The 25,518-nt window shown below is 59.5% G+C and carries 31 protein-coding genes, 1 pseudogene and 1 CRISPR repeat array; of the genes and pseudogenes, 24 read left to right on the forward strand and 8 right to left on the reverse strand.

Translation table 11 applies throughout. The annotated features are described in order from the left end of the window. Positions 1–121 precede the first annotated feature (121 nt). Positions 122–1,357, forward strand: coding sequence for a CRISPR system precrRNA processing endoribonuclease RAMP protein Cas6 (gene cas6 / locus AB1555_01055; GenBank protein MEW6245280.1), 1,236 nt, complete (start codon positions 122–124; stop codon positions 1,355–1,357). Between the two features lie 33 nt (positions 1,358–1,390). On the opposite strand, the gene AB1555_01060 is transcribed toward cas6, so the two are convergent. The 3 genes from AB1555_01060 to AB1555_01070 all read right to left on the reverse strand — a co-directional run bounded on the left by AB1555_01060 (position 1,391) and on the right by AB1555_01070 (position 2,175). Continuing rightward, the gene (locus AB1555_01060; GenBank protein MEW6245281.1) at positions 1,391–1,648 is read right to left on the reverse strand and encodes a type II toxin-antitoxin system RelE/ParE family toxin; all 258 of its coding nucleotides are present in this window, start codon (positions 1,646–1,648) and stop codon (positions 1,391–1,393) included. Then, positions 1,648–1,899, reverse strand: coding sequence for a hypothetical protein (locus tag AB1555_01065; protein ID MEW6245282.1), 252 nt, complete (start codon positions 1,897–1,899; stop codon positions 1,648–1,650). Before AB1555_01065 ends, AB1555_01060 begins: the two co-directional genes overlap by 1 nt. 72 nt (positions 1,900–1,971) lie before the next feature. After that, on the reverse strand, positions 1,972–2,175 hold the full coding sequence (locus AB1555_01070; protein ID MEW6245283.1) for a hypothetical protein: 204 nt from the start codon (positions 2,173–2,175) through the stop codon (positions 1,972–1,974). Between the two features lie 773 nt (positions 2,176–2,948). On the opposite strand from AB1555_01070, the gene AB1555_01075 reads away from it, so the two are divergent. Next, positions 2,949–3,278 (forward strand): HEPN domain-containing protein, encoded by a 330-nt coding sequence (locus AB1555_01075; GenBank protein ID MEW6245284.1) that lies wholly within the window; start codon positions 2,949–2,951, stop codon positions 3,276–3,278. Further along, positions 3,239–3,589 carry a nucleotidyltransferase domain-containing protein gene (locus AB1555_01080; GenBank protein ID MEW6245285.1) on the forward strand — a complete coding sequence of 117 codons (351 nt, stop codon included), beginning with the start codon at positions 3,239–3,241 and terminating at the stop codon, positions 3,587–3,589. The genes AB1555_01075 and AB1555_01080 overlap by 40 nt, the downstream gene beginning before the upstream one ends. A 670-nt stretch (positions 3,590–4,259) precedes the next feature. Here the strand turns inward: AB1555_01080 and AB1555_01085 are convergent. Next, entirely contained in the window at positions 4,260–4,799 is a 540-nt protein-coding gene (locus AB1555_01085) for a transposase (GenBank protein ID MEW6245286.1), read from the reverse strand. Continuing rightward, complete coding sequence (locus tag AB1555_01090) at positions 4,763–5,344, reverse strand: hypothetical protein (protein MEW6245287.1); 582 nt, start codon at positions 5,342–5,344, stop codon at positions 4,763–4,765. Before AB1555_01090 ends, AB1555_01085 begins: the two co-directional genes overlap by 37 nt. A gap of 199 nt (positions 5,345–5,543) precedes the next feature. Here AB1555_01090 and AB1555_01095 point away from each other — a divergent pair. From AB1555_01095 to AB1555_01145, 11 genes and pseudogenes are all read left to right on the forward strand, one after another. Beyond that, positions 5,544–6,467 (forward strand): annotated as a pseudogene (locus tag AB1555_01095) (transposase). A 228-nt stretch (positions 6,468–6,695) separates the two neighbouring features. Further along, complete coding sequence (gene cas3, locus AB1555_01100) at positions 6,696–9,149, forward strand: CRISPR-associated helicase Cas3' (protein MEW6245288.1); 2,454 nt, start codon at positions 6,696–6,698, stop codon at positions 9,147–9,149. Beyond that, positions 9,142–10,923, forward strand: coding sequence for a hypothetical protein (locus AB1555_01105; protein ID MEW6245289.1), 1,782 nt, complete (start codon positions 9,142–9,144; stop codon positions 10,921–10,923). Before cas3 ends, AB1555_01105 begins: the two co-directional genes overlap by 8 nt. A 26-nt stretch (positions 10,924–10,949) precedes the next feature. Further along, a complete protein-coding gene (locus AB1555_01110) occupies positions 10,950–11,915 on the forward strand; it encodes a DevR family CRISPR-associated autoregulator (GenBank protein ID MEW6245290.1) in 966 nt (321 codons plus the stop codon). A 3-nt stretch (positions 11,916–11,918) separates the two neighbouring features. After that, the gene (locus AB1555_01115) at positions 11,919–12,728 is read left to right on the forward strand and encodes a hypothetical protein (GenBank protein MEW6245291.1); all 810 of its coding nucleotides are present in this window, start codon (positions 11,919–11,921) and stop codon (positions 12,726–12,728) included. Next, entirely contained in the window at positions 12,729–13,091 is a 363-nt protein-coding gene (locus AB1555_01120) for a hypothetical protein (protein ID MEW6245292.1), read from the forward strand. A 16-nt stretch (positions 13,092–13,107) separates the two neighbouring features. Next, positions 13,108–13,296, forward strand: coding sequence for a hypothetical protein (locus tag AB1555_01125; GenBank protein MEW6245293.1), 189 nt, complete (start codon positions 13,108–13,110; stop codon positions 13,294–13,296). Positions 13,297–13,305: 9 nt separating this feature from the next. Next, positions 13,306–13,722, forward strand: coding sequence for a putative toxin-antitoxin system toxin component, PIN family (locus AB1555_01130; GenBank protein ID MEW6245294.1), 417 nt, complete (start codon positions 13,306–13,308; stop codon positions 13,720–13,722). Positions 13,723–13,860: 138 nt separating this feature from the next. Then, positions 13,861–14,118, forward strand: coding sequence for a hypothetical protein (locus AB1555_01135; protein MEW6245295.1), 258 nt, complete (start codon positions 13,861–13,863; stop codon positions 14,116–14,118). A gap of 222 nt (positions 14,119–14,340) precedes the next feature. Continuing rightward, the gene (locus AB1555_01140; GenBank protein MEW6245296.1) at positions 14,341–14,541 is read left to right on the forward strand and encodes a hypothetical protein; all 201 of its coding nucleotides are present in this window, start codon (positions 14,341–14,343) and stop codon (positions 14,539–14,541) included. 112 nt (positions 14,542–14,653) lie between these two features. Then, a complete protein-coding gene (locus tag AB1555_01145) occupies positions 14,654–14,779 on the forward strand; it encodes a hypothetical protein (GenBank protein MEW6245297.1) in 126 nt (41 codons plus the stop codon). A 26-nt stretch (positions 14,780–14,805) separates the two neighbouring features. On the opposite strand, the gene AB1555_01150 is transcribed toward AB1555_01145, so the two are convergent. Then, positions 14,806–15,243, reverse strand: a complete 438-nt coding sequence (locus AB1555_01150; GenBank protein ID MEW6245298.1) for a type II toxin-antitoxin system VapC family toxin — start codon at positions 15,241–15,243, stop codon at positions 14,806–14,808. Next, positions 15,221–15,484: a ribbon-helix-helix protein, CopG family gene (locus tag AB1555_01155; GenBank protein MEW6245299.1), complete on the reverse strand. Its 264-nt coding sequence runs from the start codon at positions 15,482–15,484 to the stop codon at positions 15,221–15,223. The genes AB1555_01150 and AB1555_01155 overlap by 23 nt, the downstream gene beginning before the upstream one ends. A gap of 185 nt (positions 15,485–15,669) precedes the next feature. Between AB1555_01155 and AB1555_01160 the strand changes: the two genes are divergently transcribed. The 10 genes from AB1555_01160 (at position 15,670) to AB1555_01205 (ending at position 24,250) form a co-directional block, all read left to right on the forward strand. Continuing rightward, positions 15,670–15,912 (forward strand): hypothetical protein, encoded by a 243-nt coding sequence (locus tag AB1555_01160; protein MEW6245300.1) that lies wholly within the window; start codon positions 15,670–15,672, stop codon positions 15,910–15,912. A gap of 9 nt (positions 15,913–15,921) precedes the next feature. Beyond that, positions 15,922–16,338, forward strand: a complete 417-nt coding sequence (locus AB1555_01165; protein ID MEW6245301.1) for a putative toxin-antitoxin system toxin component, PIN family — start codon at positions 15,922–15,924, stop codon at positions 16,336–16,338. A gap of 157 nt (positions 16,339–16,495) precedes the next feature. Next, positions 16,496–16,714: a hypothetical protein gene (locus AB1555_01170; protein MEW6245302.1), complete on the forward strand. Its 219-nt coding sequence runs from the start codon at positions 16,496–16,498 to the stop codon at positions 16,712–16,714. An 80-nt stretch (positions 16,715–16,794) separates the two neighbouring features. Continuing rightward, positions 16,795–17,271 (forward strand): nucleotidyltransferase domain-containing protein, encoded by a 477-nt coding sequence (locus AB1555_01175; protein MEW6245303.1) that lies wholly within the window; start codon positions 16,795–16,797, stop codon positions 17,269–17,271. Beyond that, positions 17,268–17,660 (forward strand): HEPN domain-containing protein, encoded by a 393-nt coding sequence (locus tag AB1555_01180; GenBank protein ID MEW6245304.1) that lies wholly within the window; start codon positions 17,268–17,270, stop codon positions 17,658–17,660. The genes AB1555_01175 and AB1555_01180 overlap by 4 nt, the downstream gene beginning before the upstream one ends. Positions 17,661–17,713: 53 nt before the next feature. Continuing rightward, entirely contained in the window at positions 17,714–18,154 is a 441-nt protein-coding gene (locus tag AB1555_01185; protein ID MEW6245305.1) for a hypothetical protein, read from the forward strand. Continuing rightward, positions 18,151–19,368 (forward strand): CRISPR-associated endonuclease Cas1, encoded by a 1,218-nt coding sequence (gene cas1, locus AB1555_01190; GenBank protein MEW6245306.1) that lies wholly within the window; start codon positions 18,151–18,153, stop codon positions 19,366–19,368. The genes AB1555_01185 and cas1 overlap by 4 nt, the downstream gene beginning before the upstream one ends. Positions 19,369–19,548: 180 nt before the next feature. Further along, on the forward strand, positions 19,549–19,866 hold the full coding sequence (gene cas2, locus AB1555_01195) for a CRISPR-associated endonuclease Cas2 (GenBank protein ID MEW6245307.1): 318 nt from the start codon (positions 19,549–19,551) through the stop codon (positions 19,864–19,866). Beyond that, positions 19,835–20,404 carry a CRISPR-associated protein Cas4 gene (gene cas4, locus AB1555_01200; protein ID MEW6245308.1) on the forward strand — a complete coding sequence of 190 codons (570 nt, stop codon included), beginning with the start codon at positions 19,835–19,837 and terminating at the stop codon, positions 20,402–20,404. Before cas2 ends, cas4 begins: the two co-directional genes overlap by 32 nt. Before the next feature lie 176 nt (positions 20,405–20,580). Further along, a CRISPR array of direct repeats spans positions 20,581–22,960; the repeat unit is 37 nt; unit sequence GTTGAAGAGCCCTTCCCTATGAAGAGGGAACTGAAAG. Positions 22,961–23,452: 492 nt separating this feature from the next. Beyond that, the gene (locus tag AB1555_01205) at positions 23,453–24,250 is read left to right on the forward strand and encodes an OmpA family protein (GenBank protein MEW6245309.1); all 798 of its coding nucleotides are present in this window, start codon (positions 23,453–23,455) and stop codon (positions 24,248–24,250) included. Between the two features lie 90 nt (positions 24,251–24,340). On the opposite strand, the gene AB1555_01210 is transcribed toward AB1555_01205, so the two are convergent. Beyond that, positions 24,341–25,234, reverse strand: coding sequence for a GGDEF domain-containing response regulator (locus AB1555_01210; protein MEW6245310.1), 894 nt, complete (start codon positions 25,232–25,234; stop codon positions 24,341–24,343). Positions 25,235–25,518: the final 284 nt, after the last annotated feature.

Genomic DNA, 25,518 nt, shown 5'->3' on the forward strand with positions numbered 1-25,518 from the left:
GAAGATGATCCGTCGAGTCAGGCTGACCTTCAGCCGATCCGTCGGTTCCTGCGTGTCAGCCTTTCCCTACAATACTTCCATTTCTCATCTCCTTTTTAATAGCTCTCCCCCATAAGCTGGGTTGCTTTCGCCGGGGGAATGGCGTAAGCCTCTGCGCAAAAACGACCGTGGCGGGATAGCAACCTCACCTGCAGGGATAGCCGATCCCAGGAACCTCATGCTGCAGGCGTTTTCCCTTTCGTGGTTTCGCTTCGTACTGGAGCCTGAAAATCGGGTCGCGCTCCACCCGCGCAATCCCGGCAATACCCTTCGCGGCGCGTTCGGTTCCACATTCAAGCGCCTCGTCTGCCCCACACCGGCCGACTGTCGTGAGACCTGCCGCCTGAAGGCCACCTGTCCGCATGGGCAGATCTTCGAACCCAGCCCGCCGCCGGGAGCGGATCGGCTCAGTTTGAATCAGGACATTCCCCGCCCCTTCGTGTTCCGTCCCCCGAACGGCATCGAGACAACGGCCCGGCCCGGCGAGGTCATCCAGTTCGACCTGATCCTTATCGGCAAGGCGCTCGATTACTTCCCTTACTTTTTGGTCACCTTCCGTGAGCTCGGCGACCAAGGCATCGGTCTTGGTCGGGGCCGCTACGAAATCAGTCGGGTGATGCAACTGGATCCGCTGCCCGCGTTCCGCGTCCCGCAACCCGCAAGCGGCAATCAGATTGGGGAAAGCGGACAGCGGATAACGGATAGCGGCGCTATCGAAATCTACTCTGCAAAGGATCAACTCGTTCGTCCATCCCAATCCCGCCTGACTTTTCAAGATTGTCACCTTGCTGCCGAACAGTTGACCATTAGCGGATTGCAGACTGCAGGCAGCGTTGAGCGGTCTGCGGATTGCGGGTGGCGGATTGCGGGCTGCGGGGCACGGTTGGCGGAAGGCGGATCGCGGAGTGCGGATAGCGGTATGCGGATCATGATCCGCTTTCTCACCCCGACGCTTCTCAAAGCCGACGGCAGGATCGTCGAGCGCCCGGAGTTCCACCACCTGATCAAGCGCCTGCGCGACCGCATCAACGCCCTCGCCCATTTCTACTGCGACGACGCGCTGGACATAGACTTCAAAGCCTTCGGCGAGCGCGCCGAAGCCGTCCGAACCGCGAGCTGCCGCATCCGATGGGAAGACCGCGACCGCCGCTCCTGGAAAACCGGCCTCACGCATGACATGGGCGGGTTTGTGGGCGACGTGACGTATGAAGGGGACCTAGAAGAGTTCCTGCCGTTGCTGATCCTGGGGCAGTACACGCACGTCGGCAAATATGCGGTGTGGGGCCATGGGCAATATGAAATTCTTCAGAAGGATTGAGTGATACCCGGGCTTGCGCAGAGATGAGGGTTGCTACCGGTAGGCCTCTCGACGATGGGCAATACGCAGAACAAGAACAGTCCGCGCCGTGTCATCAATTTCAAAAAGGATGCGGTAATCGCCGCAGCGAATACGCCAGAGATTACTGCTGTCGGTCAGCTTTGTGACGCCGGGAGGGAGAGGATCTTGTTCAAGACTGAGAAGAACGTCTTTGATTCGGGATCGGACCTCTGGAGGGAGCTTCTTGAGGTCCCGTTCCGCCGCCGGCCGGAGCAGAACGGTGTAGGGCATCAAGAGCGCCTGCCGGACTCGCTCAATACATCGCGGAGCGGCTTCGACGGCCCTTCTTCGGCCCGTGCCTCCTCGGCTAACAGACGATCGATAGCATCCTGCAAATAGGAAGGGAGACTCTCCCAGTCGGTATGCGCAGCCAACGTTCGCAGAAAGCGCCGGTAGTCCTCAACGGAGACGATAACTTCCACAATCTCTCCCCGTTCGTTTTGAATGTATCGAGGGGGAGAGAGAAGTTCCTTCTGACTCATACGACGCCTCTAAGCCTTTCCACGAAAGCCATCCGACACTCGCTTTTTCAGCCAACAGTACTCGACGGGCCTTCAAAGGTCAACAGGGCTGTTCATTCCTGCCCTGTCCTCCGCTCGCCGGACCGCGTCACTGCCCTCGCCCATTTCTACTGCGACGACGCGCTCGGCATAGACTTCAAAGCCTTCGGCGAACGAGCGGAAGCCGTCCGAACGGTAAGCTGCCGCATCAGATGGGAAGATCGCGACCGCCGTTCCTGGAAACCCGGCCTCACGCATGACATGGCGGACCGTTGTCCGCTGCCCGTCTTCCGTTGTCCATTCTCCGTTGTCCGTTTCCCGCAGCCCGCGTCCCGCTCACGGATGACGGATTGCGGAATGCGGAGAGCGGATCGCGGGCTGCGGGGTGCGGATCGCGGAAAACGGGCCACGGACGACGGATCATGTCTTGACCCCAGATGTCACACCGGTGTGGTACACAGAATGCCCTCTCCCTGTCGTCTTCCCCTCTCCCCTCGCGGGAGAGGGCGAGGGTGAGGGGAGATACCGAAACCCATAACCCCAGGGTTGAACGATGGAACGATCAGTAATCATGGCAAGCCCGCATTATTCATGGAGGTTCGTCGCGAAATCGCGCAGTCGCCAGGCGAGACGGGTGCGTGGAGCCGCGAGGAAGGGAGGCGTGCTCCCGGCAGCACGTTGACCGACCGAGCGGCGAGCCCGCCCGCTGGCATGCCTCAAAACCGGCATGCCAGCTTGTCGCAGCGGCGAATCCGCGATTGCAGCAGAAGCGTTCATGAATAATGCGGGCAGGAGCGGCCACGTGGATGCAGGCGCGCGGCTGGAAACAGAAGCTGGCCAAGCTGGGACGATGATCGCATAATGGAACTCCCTTGATGAACACCTGTACCTGAATGATCCTTTGCAGATCGGGACCAGGGAGACACCACACTGGATTCGGACTGAGAAGGCCATACATGACCGACGAGCAGAAGAAAGATGTCAAACCATGGATTGAGGTCTCTCGCTAAGACTTGGACACGGCCAAGGCGATGCTGCGTTCGCGCCGGTATCTGTACGTGCTGTTCATGTGCCAACAGTCGCTCGAAAAACTGCTCAAAGCCCACGTGACCGCAAGGACCGGCGAATTTCCTCCGAGAATCCATAATCTCGTGCGACTGGAGGAAGCAGCCGGTCTTCACTGTACACCTGACGAGAAAGCCCTGCTGGAGCGCTTGTCCCTGTATGACATTCAGACGCGTTATCCGCCTGAGATCCGGGCACTGGCGAAGAGCGTCACGAAATCGTTGGCAAGAGACCTACTCCAACAAGCGGAGGCCCTGTGGAAAAAGTTGAGGCGACAGCTCGCACGAAAGAGCTGATCAAGCAGACCATCGAACATCTGCAGAAGAAGATCACCATTCAGGAAGCGATTCTGTTCGGTTCGCACGCACGGGGTGAGGCCGACGAGTGGAGCGACGTGGATCTCGCCGTGATCTCACCCGACTTTGCCCGGATGAGCCATGCGAAGCGCATGGACTTGCTGGTAGAGCTGTCGCTGGCTGTCGATCCCTCGGTCGAGGTCCGGCCGTATACGCCCAGCGATCTCAAAGAAGCCAGGCCGAGCAATTTCCTCGGCCACATCCTGGCTGAAGGAAAGGTCGTCTATAACCAGGGCAAGTTTCTCTTGTAGCCGGAGATCAGAAGGTGACTGCGACCGGCGCTCCTGGAAACCCGGCCTCGCGCACGACATGGCGGACCGTTGTCCGTTGTCCGTCGCCCGTTAGCTGAAAACGGTTAACGGACGACGGTTGACGGTTCACGGAATGCGGGTCGCGGGTCGCGGTAAACGGGAGACGGTTCACGGTAAACGGGCCACGGACGACGGATCACCGTCTTGACCCCAGATGTCACACCGGTGTGGTACACAGAATGCCCTCTCCCTGTCGTCTTCCCCTCTCCCCTCGCGGGAGAGGGCGAGGGTGAGGGGAGATACCGAAACCCATAACCCCAGGGTTGAACGATGGAACGATCAGTAATCATGGCAAGCCCGCATTATTCATGGAGGTTCGTCGCGAAATCGCGCAGTCGCCAGGCGAGACGGGTGCGTGGAGCCGCGAGGAAGGGAGGCGTGCTCCCGGCAGCACGTTGACCGACCGAGCGGCGAGCCCGCCCGCTGGCATGCCTCAAAACCGGCATGCCAGCTTGTCGCAGCGGCGAATCCGCGATTGCAGCAGAAGCGTTCATGAATAATGCGGGCAGGAGCGGCCACGTGGATGCAGGCGCGCGGCTGGAAACAGAAGCTCGCCAAGCGGCGTGGTCATGAGCAAAGTCTTTTCGAACATAGCCTCATCGAGCTAGTGTCATTCCAACTTAATAGGCCTAATTGAGCGAATGCGATTGAGCGGATGGCGCAAGAGACCGAGCTTCCGATGACGATACCGCAAGTAGCGGTCAATGCGCCGGCGGCGGACGAGGTGACTCGGGTCATCGGTCTGCCGCAGGGTGAAGCGCTTGAGCACGCCAAACGGCGCCTCGATCAAGTTGAGCCACGAGGCCTCCGTGGGGGTCCAGACCGGATGAATCCGCAGGCGGCGGAGTAGGGCCAAGAAGCGGGGATGATCGTGGGTGTTGTGCAAGTTGTCCATGATGACCAGCAGGCGCTGCCGCGGATAGCAGGCTCGCAGGCGCCGAAACGCCTCGCACAGTTCGGGCAAGCGCTTGTGTTTGCGAAAGACCCCGCCGAGGCAGTCGGCATGCACGTCGTAAAACCCGAGAAACTGCTCCGTGCCCTGCAGACGGCGATAGGTCGCCCGCATCCGGCGCGGGCGACGGAGCCGGGCCCAGGCGGTCCCGCCGATGGGTTTCACCTCGAGCGGCCCCCACTCGTCGAAGCAGACCACCGCGGTCCGCGGCGGACAGCGACGGTAGAGCGCTCGGATCCGTTTTTTTTCCGGTCAAATGCGGGGTCATGGGAGATCTTCCAGGTTCGGATGCGTTGGGCGCTGAGCCCTTCCCGCCGGAGCAGCCGCCGCACCCATTCATCGGTCACGGGCGGCAGCAGCCGTTTCTGGCGACAGTATGCCGCCAGCATGGGAACAGACCAGGCCGAGAACGGCAACCCGCGTTCCAGCGGACTGGACAGGGCGACGTCCACCAACTCGCGCAGTTGGCTGGCTTGGAGGATCGGCGGCCGGCCCTTCGGGTTTGGCACCCGTTCGAACGTCGCAAACCAACTCTCGTTGAACCGGTGGATCCAGTCATACACCACGGTCAAGTGGCACTTCACCTGCGTGGCTGTGGCCATCGCCCCCATCCCTGTCCGCAGACACTCGATGAGGCGATACCGCTGGTGGACGCGAGCGGAGAGCGACAAATCCTTGAGTTTGGCGCGCAAGACACGGTGTTCCCCACGGGTCTGGGCCCTGAGTTGGACGGGTTTGGCCATCCTCTTGTATATGGAGGGCTATCTGATGAATCCTCGTGGTCGGATGCATTCGGGGCGTGCCAGATCGACATCCTCTGGGTCCATCGAGGCCGTGGGGGAGCACGGGTCGGCACGTCCCTCCACCCAAACCCGCACAGTTGCCTGGGCCGCACGAGCCCGCATCCGGCAAGACCGGGTTCCCATAGGAGGATCGTCCCGTATGAATCAAGCCGACGTGTTTGTAGGCATTGACGTGGCCAACGCGCGCCTCGATGTGGCCCTTCATCCGTCCGGCGAGACCTGGATGGTGCGCAACGATGAGGCGGGCATCGCGACCTTGGTCGCGCAGCTCCAACAGCGGCGAGTTGCCCTCGTTGTGCTCGAGGCGACCGGGGGCTTGGCACTGCCCCTGCTGGGCGCGTTGGGCGCCGCGGCGCTGCCGGCCGTCGCGGTGAATCCCCGCCAAGTGCGGGACTTTGCCAAAGCCCTGGGCCGGTTGGCCAAAACCGATCGGCTCGATGCCCAGGTCTTGGCCCTGTTCGCCGCGCAGGTGCGCCCGGCCCTGCGGCCGCTGCCCGATCAGGCGACGCAGGCGTTGAGCGCCTTGGTCGCCCGCCGGCGTCAAGTGGTGGAGATGCTCACGGCCGAAAAGAATCGCCGGGGGCAGGCGCCTCCCGCGATCCAAGCCGACATTGCGGCGCACATTGCCTGGTTGGAGGCGCGGCTGGCGCAGTTGGAGAAAGAGGTGGGCTAGCACCTCAAGCAGAGTCCCCTGTGGCACGCCCACGATGATCTGCTGCAAAGCGTGCCGGGGGTGGGGCCCGTCTTGAGCCGGACCCTGCTGGCGGATCTGCCGGAGTTGGGCACGCTGGATCGCAAGCAGATCGCCGCCTTGGTCGGGGTGGCCCCGCTGAACCGAGACAGTGGCACCCTGCACGGGACCCGCACCTGCTGGGGGGGACGCGCCGCCGTCCGGGCCGTGCTGTACATGGCGACGGTGGCCGCCACGCGGTGCAACCCGGTGATTCAGACCTTCTATCGGCGCTTGTGTACAGCCGGCAAAGCCAAGAAGGTCGCCCTCACGGCCTGCATGCGAAAACTGCTGACGATCCTCAATGCTCTGCTGAAGCACAAGACCCGCTGGCAGACTGCTCCAACAGACCCAAGAGGGGGATCCCAGAGATCGCGTGCCTCGGAGATCGCCGCTCCTGAGCCAAATGCGTGCGCCGTGATCGCGTGAAGTCATACAGAATTTCTCATGGCACCTTGACATTCAACACAGTTGCTCCCTCCTGGTTCGGGACAGGATAGCACAATCTAGGGATAATAAGTTGGAACAGCACTAGGTGTGCTGGGAAGGTGCTAAGAACCCATGAGCGAGTTTGACGCAGCAACATATTCTCAATCCTTCCGAAAGGTATCTGGTTGGGTTCCTTTCGATTACCAGATCGATGTTGCACGCAGCCTCTTTAACGGAAGCAATGTGGTTCTTCGTGCTCCAACAGGAGCCGGAAAGACATGGTCAGTCTTAGCGCCGTTTCTCTTTCCCTCCTGGAATAATCAACCGATGCGCCTGATTTACGTCCTACCCCTCAGAACGTTGGCGCAAGGCATCTATCGCGAGGCTCTCGATGCGGCCAAACGGCTCGGGCTAGCAATCGAGAGCCAACAGGACTCACAAGGCCGTGAAATGGTCTCGCCCTTCGTCACATTGCAGACTGGCGAGCAACCTGACGATCGGTTCTTTGATCGGGGAAGGATCATTGTCACGACCTACGACCAGCTTTTAAGCGGGTTTCTCTGTAGCCCATACGGGCTCTCGGATCGGCTCCACAATGTGAATGCTGCCGCTGTGGCTGGGTCACTTGTCGTATTCGACGAATTCCATTTGATGGAGCCGCACAGGGCATTCCTCACCGCCGTGGCGGGACTGCGCCTGTTTCAGCATTTGAGCCAAACCGTCTGGATGACGGCGACCGCCACGCAGCCACTTCAACAAATGTTGCAAGACGCCCTGAGGGCAGTTCCCATCCCGGCGAACGACGCAGAGATGCGTGAGCTTCTGGCATCGCTTCCCAGTGTGTCCCAGGTGACCCGGCGCATCACGCTCGAATCCACGCGCATGTCCGCCGATGCGATCCTTGCGCACCACGAGAGGCGCTCGCTTGTTTTGCTGAACACCGTTGGCCGTGCGCAAGCCATGTTTGAGGCGTTGCGGCACGCTATCGAGGCGCGGAAACTCGGAGTGCCTCTCCTGCTCCTTCATTCCCGCTTCTTCAAAGAGGATCGGCGCGCAAAAGAAGCACAGCTTCGATCTCTCTTTGGGAGAGGAACGCAAGGCCCTGCCATTCTAGTGGCGACCCAGGTGGTGGAAGCAGGGCTCGACATATCATGTGACCATCTCCACACAGAGATCTGTCCGATGAACGCACTGGTTCAACGGGCGGGGCGCTGCGCTCGGTTCGAGGGCGAAGAAGGTACTGTTCATGTTTACCCCCTACCAGAGGAAGAACACGCTTGGTTGCCGTACGGTGACCAGCAATCCGAAAACGGCACATTGACGCGGACACGCGCGTTGCTGGAAAGAGTGGGGAACGGGATTATGGACCCTCTTCAGGCTTCGGAATGGGTTCGTGAGGTTCACGGACCCGATGACGAGATTGCCTTGCAGGAAGGCTGGATGCCACGGCTTGAGGAGTGTCTGAGACGAATCGAGCAGAATGCGATCGTGCGTGACCCCAAACGGGTAGCCGATCTTATCCGGGGCGATGACACCGATTCGGTGCGCGTGATCATCAACGATGAAGCACACCGACCTGAGAGTCCTGGGCAGCGAGAAGCGCTGTCCTTGTCGCGCCGGTCGCTGTATCGGCTCTTCCAGACCGGACATCAGAACCTTGGATGGTTCTGGGATGGCTCAGAGGAGAGCCCATGGAAGCCTTTGCAATCAGGCGAGGATCTTCAACAAACCTATGTAGTTTGCTTAAGGCCGCTGGTCGCGGCTTACGACGAGCAAATAGGGCTTCGACTTGGAATTGCGGGGAGTCGGGAGAGCCCACCCCGATCAGAGCCGAAGCGCCCTGGCCACGCGCCTCTTCGTGCCGAATCCTGGAGTGACCATGCTCAGCGGGTTGTCGCGGAGGCACGAGCCAGGCTTACACGGGAAGGGTATCAAAATGGCCTTCTAGGCAGAGGCTTCCAGAGGCGCTACGGTCTGAATGCGCAAAATATGGCGGAAGCTGTTCAGGCCTGTTCGCGGCTGCATGATTTGGGAAAGCTTCAAGAGACCTGGCAGCGTTGGGCCGAGGCAGCCCAGAAGGCAAGAAACCCTGCCTATAGTCACGTCGTGCCCTTGGCTCATACCGATTTTGACCCGGAGAAGCCAGAAGATCGCGAGCAAGAGCGTAACCTTGGCATCAAACGGCCTCCCCATGCAGCGGCAAGCGCCTTCTACAGTGGGGCGTTTCTGGCAAGGCTGCTCCCTTCTCTAGCCGACGACGACCGAACCCGCGTTGCTTCGGCGTGCGCTGCTGCAGTACTGGCGCATCACGGCGGGTGGCTGCCAGATGGCTTGGACCTGGGGATCGTTCCCCTTTGCTCCAACTGGGAGCAGGCTGTGGAGAATGTCCTCGGGTGGCACCCGGACCGAACCATGGTGCAAAGCCTTTGTGTCCGACCGGATAAGCGTGGCTCCCTGGAGGCGCTGCTAAGAATAGCCGCGGGCTCCGACTCTCTCAAGGATTGGTGGCCACTGGTCGCATACCTGACTCGCACGCTCCGCCTTTCCGACCAGCGTGCGACAGCCGAAGGAGCATCTCATGAGTGACACTATCCAGACCTTTCGAATCCGTAAGAGCACGGGCACGCACGCCGACGTCTTCGCCGCGGTGGGGCTGGCGGACTTGCTTCGGTCTGTTCAGGATGCCGGAGCCGTCCGACTGATCGAGCGCGAGGCCGAATTTGAGGTCCACCTACTGACACCAATGGGGAAAGCTGCACTTGTTGACCGTATCCCGAAAATCCCTGGTTATCCGTTCCTGAAGGCAAACGAGAACGTTCGGGTCCCCGCTGGTGTTCATGATTTTGTCGACTACAAAGCCGAGAAGGCCAAGGCTGATCGGAAGAAACAGTTTGCCGGATCAAAGAGAAAGAACAAGCAGAAAGTCGTTGATGTCGAAACACAACAGCTCATTCAAGAAGAACAGCTTCGCGAGGACTGGCGCCTACTTCAGGTCCTCAACACATTGCAGGGCGACGAAACCGCGAACAGGGTTCATGAGACCATCATACGAAAAAGACCAGAACAATTTCGAAGCGATTTAGCCAATGCACTGGATGCCGTGGTTAGACAGAAACCGGCCAACCTAGATTGGAAGGTGAGCACCGTACAACTCTTCACCCCTATTGCGGCCAAGGGATACAGCCGGCTCAAGCCCGACAGCACGGATCGGAATGACAAGACCAAGGAGCAATGGGCTGATCCCTTCACAGAGTGGCTGCGATATCGGGGTTATTTCCGCACCGCCTGCCCGTTTTTTCAGGGGCAGAAGGCCGAACATGTCCGCCTCGTTTGTCCTATTCCTTACAATATATCAATTGGTGCGATAGAGTCGGTAGCCCGAGAGCTACGAAAGGGCGGCGTCTATGGCGGTTCTCCCAAGATGGACGCATTGGCAGTCCTCAAGCTGGCCGAACTTTTGGTGCGCCATTCAGAGGAGTACCACGACCCCTATGCGGAAGTCTTCCCCGGTCTTTCGTTGAGAGGAAAGACCCCAGCAGAAGCCATCTCGGGAGTGACGGTGACCCATTATCAGTCTTTGGGAAAGGCGCACGCTGTCTCCGCCATGTCTTCGCTCGCTCTGCCAGGGTGGTTTCCCATTGAGAGTAAAAAGGATGCCGGCGACTGGCTAGCCATTCTGGACGAGCATCAGCGAATCATCCGAAGACTTCAGGACGACCGATCCGATGAGATCGGGCTTCTTGTGGCGTATCGGCGTCTTCTGGAGAAACGCAGTGAGAGTGCCATCTGGGCGCTGGTAGAGTTCATGGAACGATACGGACCGTTCGTGATGCGTGCAAACGGTTTAAGACTAAACGGGCGGGTTCGGTGGATACGGCGGTTCACGGACCAGCACTTCAGGAGGATCATTATGGGAACAAATGCGCATCTCGTGGAGATCATTAACGATGCCGGATTCGAAGCGGTTGCGAGAGCAGTTCGCCAGGCAACGGTAACTTCGCAGAACCGAAAGGCGCGTGGTGAGCAAGTCTGGCGCGAGATCCGCTATGAGTTACTGCACGACCTGCACCGCACTCGCAAGGCTCCCGGCAATGCCTTTATCGAATGCGTCATGGAGTTTATTTCGCACTACAACCGCGAAAATGCCCGGCATCGTGAAACGACAAAGAACCCCAAGGCCGCGCCGGCCAACGTGAGCGACGAAGAGCTGAAAGAATTCGTGGCATTGGTCGATCGCCATGGAGCGGCGGTTGTCGGTGCTCTTCTCGCCGCATACGGCTCCTGCAAGGAGAAATGGGAGCCCGAAGATGTCGATTCTGCTCAGGAGTCCGACGGAACGTCAGGAGATCGGCAACCGTAAAGGTTGAAGATAAATGGAGGAGTGCTATGGGAACCGTACGCTCGCTTTCACTGTCTGCTCGGATCACGCTTGATCTTCATAGTCTGAACAACGAGGGAACCGAGGGAAACCAGCAGCAAACCCGAATGGTGCATATCATTGATCAGAAAGGCCAACGCGCTGTGGTGAACGCGGTGAGTGGCGACATGTTCAAGCATATCCTGGTGGGGCACTTGGTGCCGCTGCTCGAAGAGGCTAACCAACCTCTGTCAGAACCTGCCAGACGGCTGGATCCAGATCGTATCACGGCGGATGCTGAGTTCTTGCAACTCGCCGAAAACCACGACGGTTCAAATGCAGACCTGCTTACCGAGGTTCTCACACGATGCAGTTTAACCGATCTCGCTGGTGCTCTGTTCGTCGACGCCGCTCTTCCGCGCAAATCATGCATTGAGTTCGGTTGGGTGGTTGGGCTTCCGACAGATGGCAACGGAGCGCCGCTCACAACCACTGAACAGTACTTTCATGTGAAATACGCCGCCGAGCGAGGTGGTGCGGCAGGTGAGGAGACAACGGTGGGGAAGCAGCCTATTTTCCACCGACCCGCCTCCTCCGGCATCTACGCTCTCATCTGCAACCTGGACCTCTACCGCATCGGTCTCAACGATATCACGCAGCAGTACGTGATCGACGCTCCCGGAAGGCAGGCCAGAGCCAGGGCCCTCGTTCATTCACTGGTCGCAACCCTACTGAAGCCTGCTGGCGCCCAGCGGAACACCCAGAATCCGCACATCGTGGCATGCGAGGGGGTTGTTGCAGTTTCCAGCACTTCGCTGCCCGCGCCCACTGTGAGTCCCCTTCACGACAACTACCGGGACCAGATCGAGAGAGCGGCGGCAGTGCTGAACGGGATCAAGGCAAATGGGATTGCAGTCCTGTCCTTTGATACGCTGGCGGATGGCGTGAAGGTCTTGGCGGGTGTCGCCGCCGATCTTCAGGTTCCAGGAGCTTAAACGATGGCGAGGAAGAAGAAACCTGATGTCAAGGAACCCAAAGAGAACAAACGGGCAGCCCGCCTTGCAGTACTGGCGCAGCCCACCGCCATTGCAGGTGTGCCGGGGCCCGGGCACTGGCTCATAGCCGAATACCAGCCCACAGCCCTTTTCTCTTTGAAGATCAGCCTGGCGACTAGCTCTGTAGGAAAGACCTTGGTTGTGCCGACACCCTATAGCATAAAGATGGCCTTCGTCGACGCGGCGTTTAGAGCGCGTTTGTCCGACCTAGAGTGTGAGGATTTCCTCAGGTCGCTGGTCGGTGTTGAGGTCCGCATCAGGCCTCCTGAAGCAGCTTGTATCACACACACGTTTGTAAAGGTTCGACAAGAGCCCAAAACGCCCGATCCGCTTCGCCCCTACATCGACAGCATCGCGTATCGGGAAGTTGTCCACTACCAGGGTACTTGGGGGTGGGCCTTCGATCTGGCAACCGGAGACGATACGCTGGCCGAGCGGCTTGTTCGGATTGCTCCCCACGTTGCCTATATTGGCAAGCGCGGCTCGTTTATTCAATTTGTTGGTGTCTCTCGTGCTCAAGAGCTTGGCCCAGACTTTACGCAACCTGTCCAGAACGAGCACCCTTGGACACTTCCGCCGAGAGCGCATATTGCAGTCCTGGACGATTTTGGTCCGGAGGCAAACCTAGACGTTCTCAGTTCCTTCACGAAAAAGTCGCCTAAGCGAGACTGGCACAGACGGTTCCTCGAAACTATTGTCCCTTTGGGATTGGTGAATACTGGGCCAGGCTTCAGTGAGTATCGCAGCAGATAGATGCATGCGAGCGAGATTTTCTGGCCCGACGACTGCGGGGTGATCCTGGAGACAAAAGACTACCACGATCACCCGAAAAAGCTGCTCCTCTACCAGGACGGCGAGGCGACGCCGGTGTCGGATTTGATGAGCCGGCAGAATCATATCTTCACCGTGGTGCCGCGCGCGGCGGTGAAGGAGGAACTCGATTGGCGTCTGCCCGTCTTCGAGGCTGGCCCGCACCTGCTCGCCTTCGACGGCGCGGCACTGCTGGTGGTGGAGCTGTGGCGGCGCAGTTATGATGCTGCGCCAAGAGAATATGGTGCTGTAAAGGAGAAAGACACTCATGAAAGCTGTCAAGATTCAGACTGGCGGCTCAATTAAACTTCCGAAAGAGATCATGCGGCTTTTTCCCCGTACAAGCGAGTTGGCCGTGTGGACGGAGGGCGACATGATCATCCTCAAACGCCTGAGCCCACTCAAGCCGTCTGAGATCGCAGAACGGGCCCCTGAGAAGGAGATGCCGCTCCAGGAGATTACGGCCGAAGTGCACCGCATGCGCCGCGAAAAGCGGGGGCGGCGTGGCTAAAGTCCGCGTGTGCTCGACACGAACGTCTGTATCTCTGGTCTCCTATGGACCGGCATTCCTCACCGTCTTATACGAGCAGCCGAGGTTGGAGAGCTTTCCCCAGTCACAACCCCGGCCATCATGAATGAGATGCGCGAGGCCCTGAACCGTCCTAAATTTGCCCAGAGGATTCATGCCTTAAACACTTCGGTCGGCGAATTGATGGAATCCTTGCTTGGCATTGTCGAGGTCGTACAGGACACTCGAATTGAACGGGTGATTGAACACGATCCCGACGATGACACAATCTTGGCCTGTGCTGTCGCCTCACGGGCACAGTGGATCGTTTCTGGCGATGAGCATCTGCTGGCATTGAAGGAGTATCGGGGCATTCCGATCCTGACTCCAAAAGCCTTCTGGGATCGGTGGTCGAAATCTCCACGGTGACGAGGCGAAACTTCTGCTCGCCTTCGACGGCGCGGCGCTGCTGCCGCTGGGACTCCGGCGTCGGAACTGATGCGTCGAACATCGACGAACACCCGGCCGGCGGATAGAGTAGTGACGTCACTACATTGTAAAGGAGGCATGGCGCCATATTTTTCCAAAGCGGTCAAGGTCGTGAAGGCCGGAGAAGAGGTCGTGCTGACGGAATGCGGCAAACCGATCGCGGTAATCAAGCCGTTGGACGGGGACGCCACGGGTGAAGCGCTGATGCGGCGCCTCGAAACGAGCGGCGTCCTGCGGCCGGCGTCCAAACCTTCGCCATTGCCGCCCTGGCGGCCGCGCCCGCTGCGGGGAAAGCCGTTGTCCAGGACGCTGCGTGAAGAGCGCGACGCGTCGTGAAGCGGCCGGCCTGGGCCTATTTCGGCACCAGCGCGCTGCTCAAGCGCTACGTTCGGGAGGACGCCTCGGCGCAGGCCCGGACCTTCCTTCGACGGCATCGGTGTTTGTCCTCGGCCATTTTGCCTGTCGAGATGATGTCGGCGCTGAGCCGGCGACCTGGCCGACCGGCATTTTCGGGCGATCATCGCCCGCCTCCGACAGGATCGCGCCTATTGGGAATTGGTGGAAGCGAGTCCCCAGGTTCTCGCGCAGGCTGAGGACTTGGTGCGCACCCTGGCTCTCCGCGCCCTGGACGCGATCCATGTCGCATCGGTGATGACGGTTCAGGCCACCTCCGGTATCGGCATCCCGTTGGTTACGGCAGACGCACAGCAGCGGAAGGCGGCCGAGCTGTTACGGATCTCGGTCCTGTGGGTCGGTTAAGATAGCGTGGCTTCGCGGTTCATCGTCCTTCGACGGCGCGGCTGCTCCGGGAAATGGACCGACAGTCGCGTGGGAAGCGGGCGCGCGTTACCTCGTGAGCCAGCGGACCTTGATGAGATGTTCCACGGCGCAGAACTCTGAGTCGTTACGTCTGCGCGTCTTCGAGGCCGGCCCGTACCTGCTCGCCTTTGACGGCGCGGCCCTGCTGCTGGTGGAAATGAGTCGGCGGAAGGTATGAAGGGGCAATGGCGCTGTCGGGCGGACTCAAGCGAGTGAGCCGACGCGGGAGAGGTGACGAACGCGTGACAAAGAGTGGGTACGGTCGAAGAGGCGGCGATCGGCCGTGATGAAGGGGCAGTCGAGCTCAACGGCGAGCGCTACGAACGAGGCATCGTAGAAGGTGAGACCCCATTTGCGACCCAGACTGGCAGCCCGTTTCAGGAGAGGCATGGCCGGCGGAGCGACAGTAAACGGTAGACGCTCCAGATGCTCGAGGGCATCATCCAGCGCCGTGGCGTCAAGGCTGGTCTTCAAGAGCAGGATGTTCCCGATCTCGTACAGAAGCAGTGCCGGGACATGCACATCAAGAGACAGCTTCTCCACCTCGGCGAGCAGGGCACGCGCCTCCCTGACCAGCGTTTCGTCCTTCGTTTTCACCCACTTGACCAGCACCGAGGAGTCAACGACGATCTTTTCGGCCATACCGGCTCTCGCGGTAATAGCGGATGATATCCGTCGAATCCCACTGGCCGACCCATTGCTGCTCGAGCTCCCGCAGCGGGGCCAGCGCGTCTTTCCAGGAGCGACGGCGACTGCCTTCCCCGCTCAAGTGCGAGCGCAATGCCTCACGGATCAACTCGCTGCGGGACCGGTCCTGGGCATCAGCAGCACGGTCCACCTTTTTCAGAAATTCGTCTGGAAGAGAAACCATGACCTTAGCCATCAGAGTTCAACCTCCAAGAGGAGCATAGCACCGGGTCCGGACAATGGCAATACTAATTATAGCCTCACCCTGGCTCCGCGTCAGTGAGACTCTTGCCGGCGCGGCACTGCTGGTGGTGGAGCTGTGGCGGCGCAGTTATGATGCTGCGCCAAGAGAATATGGTGCTGTAAAGGAGAAAGACACTCATGAAAGCTGTCAAGATTCAGACTGGCGGCTCAATTAAACTTCCGAAAGAGATCATGCGGCTTTTTCCCCGTACAAGCGAGTTGGCCGTGTGGACGGAGGGCGACATGATCATCCTCAAACGCCTGAGCCCACTCAAGCCGTCTGAGATCGCAGAACGGGCCCCTGAGAAGGAGATGCCGCTCCAGGAGATTACGGCCGAAGTGCACCGCATGCGCCGCGAAAAGCGGGGGCGGCGTGGCTAAAGTCCGCGTGTGCTCGACACGAACGTCTGTATCTCTGGTCTCCTATGGACCGGCATTCCTCACCGTCTTATACGAGCAGCCGAGGTTGGAGAGCTTTCCCCAGTCACAACCCCGGCCATCATGAATGAGATGCGCGAGGCCCTGAACCGTCCTAAATTTGCCCAGAGGATTCATGCCTTAAACACTTCGGTCGGCGAATTGATGGAATCCTTGCTTGGCATTGTCGAGGTCGTACAGGACACTCGAATTGAACGGGTGATTGAACACGATCCCGACGATGACACAATCTTGGCCTGTGCTGTCGCCTCACGGGCACAGTGGATCGTTTCTGGCGATGAGCATCTGCTGGCATTGAAGGAGTATCGGGGCATTCCGATCCTGACTCCAAAAGCCTTCTGGGATCGGTGGTCGAAATCTCCACGGTGACGAGGCGAAACTTCTGCTCGCCTTCGACGGCGCGGCGCTGCTGCCGCTGGGACTCCGGCGACGGCGGTCTTTCAGACATGCGGAATGAGATGACGAACAGCCGGCCTTCGGCGATAATGCGTAACCACGCGCCCTAGCTGAGAAGGGAGAACAGGCCATGAAGACCTACAAGGGTGTCGTCAAAGGTAACACCGTCGTGCTCGATGAGAAGCCCGATCTTCCCGCTGAGTGCCCGGCGTTGGTGGAGATCAAGCCGCTTGATCAGGCCACCCGTGATGAGGAAATCACAAGGCACCAGCTTGAGCTGTTGAAGCGTCCGCATAAGGGAGGCAAGCTCCTCTACCGACGCCGCGAGGAGCTCTATGACTGCTGGTGAGCGGCTTATTGACTCCGATGTTCTGGTTAAGGACGGCCCGTTGAGCGGCCAAGAACGCGAGGGATGGTAGGGATGGTGTGATGGAATTGGGTCAGGCGAAACATGAATGGCTTGGCGAGGTGGTGGCCGCGCTGGAGCAGCGACTTGGTTCTGACCTGGTCGCGGTGGTGTTGTTCGGATCACACGCGCGGGGTGACCATTGGGAAGAAAGCGACTGGGACCTGTTGGTCATCGCTCGCAATCTTCCGGCGAGCCCCTTCGAACGCAGTCGCGGACTCCGAGCATGGCTCCCCCCGGCCCGTCGTGCCCAGGTATCGTTGCTTGCCAAGACGCCGCAGGAATTTGACGCCGGCGTTCCGAGCCTGTGGCTCGACATCGCCTTGGACGGCGTCGTGCTCTATGACCCGCTCAACTATGCTACCGAGCGGCTTGGTCGGCTACGACGATTGATCGACCGGATGGGGCTGATTCGTGAACGCCGGGGCCATGACCTAGTGTGGCGGTGGAAACGGTTTCCCGGATTCGCCTGGTCCTTCACGTGGGAGCAAGCTTCATGACCGGAGAGCACGCCGCCTATCGCCTGCGGATGGCCACCGGCTTTCTGGGTGAGGCGCAGCAGGATGTGAGCCTGGGCCGGTGGCGATCGGCCGTGGACAATGCCCAGCTCGCCGCCGAGAACGGTGTCAAGGCGGTGTTATCGCTCACAGGGCCCGTCGGTCGGACCCATGCGCCGACTGTGCCGCTCCGAGAGGCACTCGCCCGGGGAGAGTTTCCCCCTGAGTTCACCGAGCGACTTCACCGACTGATCGAGCACGCCGAGATGCTCGGTCACGACGTTCACGTCCAGACCGATTACGGAGACGAAGCGGCCGGACGCACGCCGTGGGAGCTGTTCACCGAAAACGATGCTCGCCGGGCCGTTGCGGAGGCGGAGCAGGTTGTGTAGTCGGCGCGGCGCGTTATTGAGGCAATTGGTGGCTAATCGGCGGCTTCGCCACCTTGGCGAAGAAGACAGAAGGCCCTGCTCGCCGTTCTCCGGCGCAGCGCTGCTGCTGGTGGAAATGGAACGGAAGTCTGGGCAGGGTTCAGGCTAACGGGCAGGTACTTGAAAGAGAATTAGACATCGGGATCGCGCTCGATAGCGGCGAAGTCGGCGTTGATTCGCATGCTTTCTTTGCGGACCTTGCTGGAAGCCCCGGCGAGGCGCGTGCCAGCAAGGCCAGCACGAGATTTACCACGCGCCTCGTTCCGGTGCTCACGGCAGAGATCGTCGGTCAGGGAGAATTGACCTTTGAGAAATCCCGTGGCAGCGGCAATTGGGTCAGGAGGAACTGGTTTACGTTTGGCCCTCATTGCGTTCCTTTCTTGAGCCAGAATGTACTCAATCTACAAGTCGCGGTCACTTTCTTCGACACGGCACGAGATGGAGCATGGCTATGAGCGCACAAGCGCCTGAACCTAATCCCCTCCCTCGTATCCATCCTGAAGTTGCGGCGCCTGAGCCCGCGCGCGAGCTGCCTCCAACGCAGATCAATCTCTTTACCGGCGAGCCGGAAGCCGTAGTCGTACCGATTGAGACCGAGCCGCCGGACGGCGAGGAGCGGATCATCGATGAGGGTATCCGGATGGTCAAGACCGGCGACACGTCGCAGGTGGTGTTGTCCGGGTTCGGGATGTTTCTGTCGAAGAAGAGCGAGCGGTTGCTGGTCCGTCAGAACAAGACCGTCATCTATGAATTTCCCTTTTTCCGGTTGAGCGAGGTGGTGGTAGCCTCGCGCGGCGTGACGCTCTCCTCCGACTTGATCGAAGAGTTGTGCCAGCGCGGCATCCGACTCAGCTTTCTCACGAGCGGCGGCAAACCGTATGCGATGCTGTCCTCCCCGATGCTGACCGCGACGGTGATTTCGCGGCGGGAACAGTTGGCTGCGATCGCGGACGAGCGAGGCGTCGAGTTCGCGAAGTCGATCGTCACCGGCAAGCTGACCAATCAGGAACGGCTGCTCCGCTATTTCGGCAAGTACCTGAAGCAGGCCGACCCGGAACGCTTTGCGCGCGTGGATCGGGTCGCCGACCAACTCGCGGACTTGCGGCCGGCGGTCGAGCGGATCGCGGGCTTATGCATCGATGACGTGCGGGATTCCCTGATGGGCTATGAGGGGACCGCCGGACGCCTGTATTGGGATGGCATCAAGGAGATCATTGGTCAGCGCGCGGAGTTCATGGGGCGCGAGCATCGGGGCGCGACCGACGCCGTCAATGCTCTGCTGAACTATGGGTATGGCATTCTATACGCGCAGGTGTGGGGCGCGGTCTTGAATGCCGGGCTGGAACCCTTCGCCGGATTTCTCCATGTGGATCGCCCGGGGAAGCCATCGTTGGTCCTGGATCTGGTCGAGGAATTTCGGCAACCGGTCGTGGATCGGACCGTGATCGCCCATATCAATCTCGGCGAAGCCGTCACGCTGAAGGCCGGCATGCTGGATGAGGAGACCCGCTCGCGGTATGCGGCCAAGATTCTGGAACGCCTGGAATCCACCGAGACGGTGAAAGGCAAGAAGTACCAGATCAAGTCCATTATCCAGATGCAGGCGCGGAATCTGTGCACGTTCTTGCGTCGAGAAGGAGACTATAAGCCGTTTGGGTTTAAGTGGTGAGACCGCGGTCCGCAAACCGCTTCCCGCGGCCCGCTTTGCGCGGACAGCCTGGATACTGAGTGCCGATGCGCCAAGCGGGAAGCGGAACGCGGGGCGCGGATTGCGGACTGCGGACAGAGACAGAGCGGATAGCGGGATGCGGACCGCGGATGGCGGATAGCGGATCGCGGGCAGCGGATCATGGAGGAACTGACCACGTATGTGTTGTACGACATTCCCGACGATGGCGTTCGGACCAAGATTGCCGATGTCTGCAAAGACTACGGGCTCGAGCGCGTTCAATTCAGTGCGTTTTGCGGCCCGCTTACGCGTAATAAGCGAGAGGAACTCTTTCTCCGGCTTGGAGACACGTTAGGAGACCGCACCGGGAAGATCCTCCTGCAGCCTGTTTGCCAGAAGGATGTGACGGTCAGTTTACGGATCGAGAATGAGGAGACCGGCGCCGAGCCCGAATCAGCCCAAACTGATGCTCCGGGTGAACGACCTGAAGCAGTATGACTACTGCCCGCGCGTCGTGTATTACCAGTACGTCATGCCGGTCGAGCGGAAGGCGACCTTCAAGATGGAGCATGGCAAGTCGGCTGAAGCACGACTGGATGCGTTGGAGCGACGGCGGGGTGTGCGCCGTTATAAGCTGCCCGATGGCCAGCGTCATTTTCATGTGTGGCTGACTTCCGACACTCTGGGGCTGTCCGGCAAGCTGGACTTGCTGATTGAATCGTCAACCGGCTGGTATCCGGTCGATTTCAAGGAGACGACCGGTCCTGCGCGATCGAATCATCTCTTGCAACTGTGCGGATACGCCATGCTGGTCGAGGAAGCGTATCAGTGTTCGGTTCCTCGTGGATTCATCTACCTGATTCCAGGGAATCGAATCGAGCCCGTCGAGCTGACCGACGAGCTCAGGGCTGAAACGCTCCGCGCCCTGGATCGTATTCAAGAGATGATCCTGTTGCAGCGCGTCCCGGAAGCGACCGAGGTTCGAGCCCGTTGCACGGACTGCGAGTATCGCAACTATTGTGGGGACGTGTTTTGATCTGCGATCCGCAGACCGCTGTCCGCTGTCCGCCTTCCGCCGCCGGAGACCGGGTCGCGGATTGCGGGAAGCGGGTTTTCGCAAACCACCCCGGGTTTATGGCAATTGCGAGGCTTTCGATGAACTGGCTCTGGACAACGACAAAGTGGCTTGGTTTATTGCGGCCTTCGTGAGCGGTTGAAGAGCCCTTCCCTATGAAGAGGGAACTGAAAGATGGAGCAATACCAACACGCAATTTTGCTCCATGAAATGTTGAAGAGCCCTTCCCTATGAAGAGGGAACTGAAAGAAGGGACATCATCCGAGCACACCTAAGCTACAAGGAGAGTTGAAGAGCCCTTCCCTATGAAGAGGGAACTGAAAGGCGCACGATCACCCACGGCGGGCGACCACTTCCACGCGTTGAAGAGCCCTTCCCTATGAAGAGGGAACTGAAAGCCCTTTGCGCGGTGGCCAGCACCATGCTGGCCTCGGTTGAAGAGCCCTTCCCTATGAAGAGGGAACTGAAAGGGCGTTAAAGAAGGTGCCGCCGCCACTGTTGACCCAGTTGAAGAGCCCTTCCCTATGAAGAGGGAACTGAAAGAATCAACCTGCGCGCGCTGGCTGAGTTCCCACGCCCGTTGAAGAGCCCTTCCCTATGAAGAGGGAACTGAAAGGCAGTTGCTCGATCTCGGTATAGGCGAGCGCGACGGTTGAAGAGCCCTTCCCTATGAAGAGGGAACTGAAAGGCGTGGGGAGCGACGAGGACTGAGCCGGGCACTCCCGGTTGAAGAGCCCTTCCCTATGAAGAGGGAACTGAAAGCCAGTTGCTGCGGCACCTCCGCCTCTTCCCGCTCATCGTTGAAGAGCCCTTCCCTATGAAGAGGGAACTGAAAGCTCGGTACCAATCCCATGACCCCAACCACCCACGCGTTGAAGAGCCCTTCCCTATGAAGAGGGAACTGAAAGATCGTAATCGAATCGGCTGGGGTCGTCGTCAGTTCCGTTGAAGAGCCCTTCCCTATGAAGAGGGAACTGAAAGCTGTGACAGGCGGAACCGTCGGCGACTGTCTCAGCGGTTGAAGAGCCCTTCCCTATGAAGAGGGAACTGAAAGGTGTAGGAAAACCCATACAGGAAAAGATGAGAAATCGTTGAAGAGCCCTTCCCTATGAAGAGGGAACTGAAAGGGCTCAGTCACGCCTCACTCGTCGTCATCCTGCGCGTTGAAGAGCCCTTCCCTATGAAGAGGGAACTGAAAGGGCGATTACTGATCCGGCGAGGGAGATCGTCGTGGATGTTGAAGAGCCCTTCCCTATGAAGAGGGAACTGAAAGGCATCAGCCGCCAATGCCAGGCATCGAGCAGGCTCAGTTGAAGAGCCCTTCCCTATGAAGAGGGAACTGAAAGTCTCGATGACACCCCCAGGGCCGGGTCCCTTCACCGTTGAAGAGCCCTTCCCTATGAAGAGGGAACTGAAAGCGAAACAAGGTAATCTACAGCCAACCCGGACAGTTTCGTTGAAGAGCCCTTCCCTATGAAGAGGGAACTGAAAGGCGGGGATTGCGGCAGTCGGGCTTACAGATAGAGTCGGTTGAAGAGCCCTTCCCTATGAAGAGGGAACTGAAAGATTGTATAACCAACGACAGCGAGCCAGTAACCTTGATGTTGAAGAGCCCTTCCCTATGAAGAGGGAACTGAAAGTTTGAAGGAAGCGTGGGCGATACGCTCCACATTCCCGGTTGAAGAGCCCTTCCCTATGAAGAGGGAACTGAAAGCGATCAATTCTGAGTAGACGGGCAAGAGGCGCTCCTGGTTGAAGAGCCCTTCCCTATGAAGAGGGAACTGAAAGTCTGTTCCATGCGGGTCAGGAGCCGGTGGCTGGTCGGTTGAAGAGCCCTTCCCTATGAAGAGGGAACTGAAAGATTGGGGCCGCTCCTGGATGCGACCGGGCAGCCCGGTTGAAGAGCCCTTCCCTATGAAGAGGGAACTGAAAGGATGGTCCTGATTCGCGTCGGCCAGAGTGACGCCGGTTGAAGAGCCCTTCCCTATGAAGAGGGAACTGAAAGACGAAGTTCTGACCTGGCTCTCGCTGGGTGCCGGCAGTTGAAGAGCCCTTCCCTATGAAGAGGGAACTGAAAGACCAACGAGAACTGATTCGTGGCGCTCTTGCCCACCGTTGAAGAGCCCTTCCCTATGAAGAGGGAACTGAAAGATTCACACAGCCACCGCGCGAGCCGCATGGCATGTGGTTGAAGAGCCCTTCCCTATGAAGAGGGAACTGAAAGGGTCGAACAGAGGAGGGCAGCCATCATGGTCCGCTGTTGAAGAGCCCTTCCCTATGAAGAGGGAACTGAAAGGAGCTTACGGGCGGTTATTGGGCAAGGATTCTGTATCGTTGAAGAGCCCTTCCCTATGAAGAGGGAACTGAAAGGTCGAGCGCTTCGTCCGCGTGGCCTTGACCGCGATCGGTTGAAGAGCCCTTCCCTATGAAGAGGGAACTGAAAGAATCGACTACCGCGGCCAACCCGGCGCGCTGGCCACGTTGAAGAGCCCTTCCCTATGAAGAGGGAACTGAAAGGCCCGTCTTCCGCAGCCCGCTTTCCGCAGCCCGGTAGGACAGGACGGAGAATGGGATACGGATCGTGGACAGCAGATTGCTGCCCCAAGCTCTTCCCTAACAAAGGGAACCAGAAAACTTTTGGAAGCAATACGCTTCCCTAAAGCGCGTTTTTTGGTTCTTTGAACATCAAGCCCCTATACTTCAAGACAGATAGCTCCGGCTCGCCGCATCTCGTCATGCGGGGATGTCCCCGCACGGACATGCGCGTCCTGCATGACTCTCCCTGATCTCCTGACCCTCCTCTCTTTCTAACTTCGCGAGTTTCCTGCCGGTTCAACTTCTCACACCCTCCAGAAGCAGCGGCACCGCCATTGCTCCATCGGTCTGTCGTCTTGAACAGCATGCGGGCCGGCTGGAAAGGAGGTGACGGCTCACGAAAGGCCGGCTTTCGCAACACTCATGAGCGATGACGCTTGACCATTGACCTGCTAACTCAAGGAGGAACCGACCATGCAGAAACCCACTCCATCACAAGTCGCGTCCGGGGGCATTGCCCCTGCGATTGTCGGACCGAGCAAGGACATGAAAGACATCTACATCGTGGCCGGGGTCGTCCTGATCCTGGCCGTGATCATCGGCGTCTTCTGGGTCTATTCGCCGCCGGGCGAGCCCATCACCACGCCGGGCGCGTCGGACAAGCTGGAGACGGCGCAAGTCTCCAGCGCGCTCTGGACACCCGCCACGTCCCTGCCCGAGCCGGCTATGCCAGACCCGGCCGTGAGCGCCGAGCCGGACGTCCTCCACGCCGACGTCTACTTCGAGGTCGGCCGCAAGGGCTTGACCGACGAAGGCAAGGCCCTGCTTCAGCACCAGGCCGAGTTTCTGAAGAGCCACCCGGATTATGGCGTCCTCGTTCAGGGCTCTACCGACCAACAGGGCTCGGCGAGCTACAACAAGACGCTCGGCCTGAAGCGGGCGGAATCGGTGAAGCAGTTTCTCGTCGGCGTAGGCGTACCGGACACGACCATCAAGATCGTGAGTCTGGGGGAAGAGGGTGCGCTCTGCGCGGACATCAGTGATATCTGTCGCAAGATAAACCGGCGCGTCCATCTGGAACTGCGCCGCATCGGCAAGGAGCACCTTATCCTGACTTCGCCGACGGTAACTGAGGCGATCCAGGAGCCGACTTCGATCCCTTCCGAAGCACAGGCCAACTCAGAAAGCGATCTCGGCACAGACGGGCTGCGGAACGAGGGGGAGGCGGTTTCCAAGACCGAATCGGTTCAGGAGCCGGTTCTCTCTCACTGACGGCGCGGGAAGGGCTGCGGTTATCCCCGCCGTCCTTCCCATCCGTGTGTCTTCCCGGTCTCCTTGTTCCTTACGCTTTGAAGGTCGGAATCAGGCCGGTTCATAAAACCGGTAGGTGTTGCCGCCCTGCTCCTTCGCCTGGTCCATCGCCTGTTCCGCGTGGGCCAGCAACTCGTGGATCTCGTGAGGGTCCAGCGGATAGACCGTGATGCCGAGGCTGGCCGTGACCGTCGTCGGCTGCACGTCCAGCTCGAACGGTTTGGCGAAGAGTCCCAGAACCCGCTTGGCGACGATGTCCATGTCGGCCTTGCAGTTGATGCCTTCCAGCAGGATGGTGAACTCGTCTCCCCCCAGGCGCGCAACCGTGTCCACCTCGCGCATGCATTGCCGCAACCGGTCGGCCGTCATCTTGAGCAACGCGTCGCCTTTCTCGCGGCCCAGCGTCTGATTGACCTCCTTGAAACGATCGAGGCCGAGCATGACGATGCCCACCTCCTGCTTTTTGCGCTTGCTCATGGCCAGCGCCCGGCTCATGCGATCCTGGAACAGCGCGCGGTTGGCCAGAGCCGTCAACGGATCGTATTGGGCCAGATACGCCAGGTTCTGCTCCGCCCGTTTCCGCTCGACGGCGTGGCGCAGCGCGCGCGCCAGTTGGTCCCCGCTCCACTGGCTCTTGACCAAAAAATCCTGCGCTCCGTGTTGGATCGTCTGGCGCTCCAAGCTCTCATCCGGTTTGTCGCTCAGGACGACGATCGGCATCCGCGCGAGCGCCGCCTGAATCAGGCTTAAGGTGTCCAGCCCGTGCGTGTCCACGAGCGTCAGATCCACCATAATCGCGTCAAAGGATTCTCTGGCCAGGCGGCGCAAGGCGGTGCTCAGCCGCTCAACGTGCGTGACTGTGATCTGCCCGCCTCCTGCCTTGGCAAGCATTTCCTGGGCCTTCCTGGCGTCGATCGGGTTGTCTTCAACGAGCAACACTTTCATGGCTGTTCCGGAAGGACGGTTATATCACACCGCCGGAGTCGGATGAAGTGCAACATATCACGAACGGGACAGCACGGACCCGCCACCCGGTCCCGGAGCTTGGCCGCCGGTCGCCTCCCGCCGTCGCCGTCGGCCGCTCGGCGTGCTGCGCTGTGGACAGCAAGAGAGCGGCCACGTCCGATGAGGTCGCCCGGCTTCGATGCCCGTTTTTTCCGTTGCGAGCCCGTTGGTGACGATTCCACCAAAACACCTGACAAAATGGATGTTTGCTGATAGAGTTTTTT

It is taken from the genome of Nitrospirota bacterium, assembly GCA_040755395.1.
In the GTDB taxonomy this organism is placed as follows: domain Bacteria; phylum Nitrospirota; class Nitrospiria; order Nitrospirales; family Nitrospiraceae; genus DATLZU01.